Origin of the sequence: Bacillus cereus, assembly GCF_002561295.1 — a bacterium.
Taxonomy (GTDB): Bacteria; Bacillota; Bacilli; order Bacillales; family Bacillaceae_G; genus Bacillus_A; species Bacillus_A cereus_S.
The window spans coordinates 1-1491 of sequence record NZ_NTUG01000052.1; the positions used below are offsets into that span (position 1 = coordinate 1).

Consider the following 1491-nt stretch of genomic DNA (forward strand, 5'->3'; position numbering starts at 1 on the left):
CGACTCCCTTATGTTAACATTTCTAATTTGTAATGTCAACTAAGTTTTTTATTTCGTTTGCCGCTTTCTGCGTTGTTGCTATCAGCGACTCGTATAATATTACACTTCTATATAGTAATAGTCAATGGTTTTTGAAAAGTTTTTTTCATGAAAATATGATTTATTCTTTTATATTACTATAGTATGTGCGACACATAATTGAAACTCCAATAAACCCGGACAATATTCCTCTCTCAAATAGTAATATTGAACAGTTAATCCTAAACTTCTTACTCTATTTCTCTAATATATTTTCAACTTAATAGTCCCTATCGCTCATATTCTATTTCTTTTACAGAAACGACTAACCTCACTTTAATAATCCATACTATATAACGGCCAACGATTGTATTTACTTTTTTACAGACCTTGAACACACATCGATCTAGAATACTCCTAGTGATTCAATTAGCAGACAAATACATTCCTCGAAACGAACAAAACCCACAGAAGTTTTATATGTTTCTGTGGGTTAAAATTAAGAGTTAGTACTATTTCTGTATACAATATGAAGCAGCTTATTCCTCAATTACATCATATACTGCATAATGGATGCAAAAAACTATTCTTCTTTTGAAGGTACCGAACAGCTACCATCTGTGCACAAAGCATCATTTGCACCATCTGATGAAAGGTCTTGGAATTTAGGCTTAGGATTCTCTTCTTCCCACACCGTTTGAAGTGCACCAACAAACGTTTCAATTGGTTGTGCACCTGAAATCGCATATTTTTGATTAATAACGAAATAAGGTACACCCGTAATCCTATATTGTTGGGCAATTCCTTCATCGATTCGAACATCATTTGCATAAGCATTTTTATTATTTAGAACGCTTAAAGCTTCTTGTCTATCTAAACCTGAAGCTTCCGCAATATCAGCAAGAGTTTCTACATCACTTACATTTTTAGATTCAGTGAAATATGAAAACAGCAGATTTTCTACAATAGACTTTTCTTTCCCATGATCTTTTGCAAACTTAGCCAAACGATGGGCATCAAACGTGTTCGTCGGTTTCATTTCTTCGAAATTAAAAGTTAAACCTATACTAGCTGCTTGACGACCTATGTGAACACTATTTTGTTTTGCTTCTTCGATACTAATTCCATACTTTGACGCAATTACTTCATGAATACTTATTCCAGAATAGATTGGTGTATTAGGATCTAATTCAAAACTTTTAAATTCAACATCAACATCGTTTTTATGTGGAAATTGGTCTAAAGCCATTTCTAACCTACGCTTCCCAATATAACAAAACGGACATACAAAATCAGACCACACTTCAATTTTCATACGAACACCTCTTTACATTTAGGTTCCAATCATTGTAGCACAGGCTTTAAAAGATTCAAAAATTTATGCTTCAAGAGATCTAGTTTTATCAGCATATCTTTATAAACTTCTTACGGAATCACAAAAAAACCTAAGTCAAAATGACTTAGGTTTTTGCT

At 32.9% G+C, this 1491-nt stretch carries 1 protein-coding gene; it reads right to left on the reverse strand.

Annotated elements, in window-relative coordinates; translation table 11 throughout:
* Positions 1–601: 601 nt before the first annotated feature.
* Positions 602–1333 carry a DsbA family oxidoreductase gene (locus CN373_RS23500; RefSeq protein WP_000687916.1) on the reverse strand — a complete coding sequence of 244 codons (732 nt, stop codon included), beginning with the start codon at positions 1331–1333 and terminating at the stop codon, positions 602–604.
* Positions 1334–1491 lie beyond the last annotated feature (158 nt).